Annotated in this window: 2 protein-coding genes and 3 pseudogenes; all 5 read left to right on the top strand. The window is 63.7% G+C overall.

What is annotated here, in order from left to right; all coding sequences use genetic code 11:
- Positions 1-275 (top strand): annotated as a pseudogene (locus OR16_RS38400) (iron-containing redox enzyme family protein); the annotation flags it as partial.
- An 84-nt stretch (positions 276-359) separates the two neighbouring features.
- Entirely contained in the window at positions 360-728 is a 369-nt protein-coding gene (locus OR16_RS38395) for a 2Fe-2S iron-sulfur cluster-binding protein (protein WP_006164725.1), read from the top strand.
- A 29-nt stretch (positions 729-757) separates the two neighbouring features.
- Positions 758-1105: a hypothetical protein gene (locus OR16_RS38390; RefSeq protein WP_043422931.1), complete on the top strand. Its 348-nt coding sequence runs from the start codon at positions 758-760 to the stop codon at positions 1103-1105.
- A 64-nt stretch (positions 1106-1169) separates the two neighbouring features.
- Positions 1170-1448: pseudogene (locus OR16_RS42455) on the top strand (2Fe-2S iron-sulfur cluster-binding protein); the annotation flags it as partial.
- A 208-nt stretch (positions 1449-1656) separates the two neighbouring features.
- Positions 1657-2040, top strand: a pseudogene (locus OR16_RS38380) (hypothetical protein); the annotation flags it as partial.

The raw sequence follows: 2040 nt of genomic DNA, 5'->3' as shown, positions 1-2040 counted from the left end.
TCGATCTACCGCAAGCAGACCCCACGCTGCGCGACAAGTACAACTTCACCGACGAAGAAGTCGAATTCTTCGACCTGCACATCGTCTCGGATGAAATCCACGGCGAGCGGGGCTACCAGATCGTGCTCGAACACGCCAACACCCCGGAGCTGCAGCAGCGCTGCCTGAAAATCTGCGAAATCGGCGCCCAGATGCGCCTGCTCTACACCACCGCCCTCTATCACGACTACGTCGCACAGGAAATCCCCCTCCCAGCGCTGGATATGGCTGCCTGAGCCCGCCCGCCAGATCCCGCGACTACGCGCGGCCGGTGCGCATCCGCCCGGCCGCCCCTGACAGACCGCTTGCGGAAACGTTGTATGCCTAAAGTCGTATTTCACAAGAATGGCCAGACCTTCGAGGATGAGGTCAAGCCCAGCACCAACCTGGTGGTGCGTGCCGGGATCAAGCAGTTTCCGTATCCGAACCTGCGCTATGAATGCGGCATGGGCAAGTGTTCCAAATGCGCGTGCCGCGTGATCGCCGGCGCCGAGCACCTGCCGCCGCCGAACTGGAAGGAAAAGAAGCAGCTGGGAGAGCGCCTGGGACTGGGCTATCGCCTGACCTGCCAGATCTGGCTGGAGCATGACATCGAGCTGGTCCAGGAAGAACTACCTGTGCAGAGCGCAGCCGCCGCCAGCGGCGCGGCGAATGTCCCGCAGGCCAGCGTCCCGGGCAACGCGCAGTGATCAATCAGCATCCACCAAGCAGCGCAGTCATGTACGTCATACTCAGCAGCAAGCCGGGGCAGTTCCGCACCGAACTGGTAGAGGGGCTGGTGGCCGTCGAGGCCTACGACTATCTCTTCTACGGCCGCAAGACGGCGCACTTCGTCATCGCCGAAATAGCGCATCCGGTAAAGGTTAGGGTCGTGGAGGAGTTCAGCGAGGACGCCGATGCCGCGAGCCGGCCCGCCCCCACCATCAACTACGTGCCCTCCAAATTCCTCGATCAGTTCGACACGCTGCAGGGCGCCCGCGACGAGCTCACGCGCCTGGCCACCTTCGGCAGCATGGACATCACGTTGATCAAGCGTGAATGCCATGCCCGCCATGCGGATGACTGACTGAACCAACCGAGTATGACCGGCCCGGCGCCGGGCAGCCCCCTCATGCAATCGGACCGTTTCCATGATTGAAATCACCTTTGTCAGCAACGACGGCAAGATCGTCAGCGCCCCCGAGAACAGCAACCTGCTGCGCGTTTCCCTGCGCGAGAAAGGTGGCATCCCTTTCAAGTGCGGCGGCGGCCTGTGCGGCACCTGCAAGTGCAAGATCGAGCGCGGGCTCGAGTTCACCGATGCCATCAAGCCCAAGGAGCGCAAGCACCTGTCGGAGGCACAATTTGGCGAGGGCTACCGCATGGCCTGCCAGACGTTCGTCAACGGCGACATCGCCGTGTCCTGGGAAGCACAGGCAAGCCCGGCCAAGGCCGCCGTTCCCCGTCACCGGGTCCACCGCCGAGTAGGCCCGCATCCCCTACGGGAACCACAGCGCACTTGCGCGCCGCGCGGCCACGCCAGTGATTGCCGCGGCGGCGCCAGGCCAGATACGATGCCGCTTCGGCACAGACCGGCAGCCCCCCGCCCAACCCCGCCGGCACAGGAGCCCTCCCCGCATGGAATCACATATCGCTATTGGCGCGGCCCACTGGGCCTACCTCGCCGGCGTCATCACCATCGTGCTCACGATGGTGTTTCGCGCCAACGTGGTCGTGCCCGCGATCGTCGCGACCTTCCTCGTCACATTGGCCTGGACCCATAGCCCGGTCAGCGCGCTGGCCAGCATCTTCAACGCCAGTTTTGTGGCTGCGCGCGAGCTGTTCAATATCTTCCTGGTGATCGCGCTGATGACGGCGCTGCTCAACGCGCTCAAGTCGCTGCGTTCCGACGTACGCATGGTGGAACCCTTTCGCGCCGTGATGAAGAACGGCCATGCCGCCTACTTCATGCTGGCCGCCATCACCTACACCATCTCGCTGTTCTTCTGGCCCACGCCGGCG

Origin of the sequence: Cupriavidus basilensis OR16 (assembly GCF_000243095.1) — a bacterium.
GTDB classification, from domain to species: Bacteria; Pseudomonadota; Gammaproteobacteria; order Burkholderiales; family Burkholderiaceae; genus Cupriavidus; species Cupriavidus basilensis_D.
This window is presented reverse-complemented; position numbering and strand designations above follow the sequence as displayed.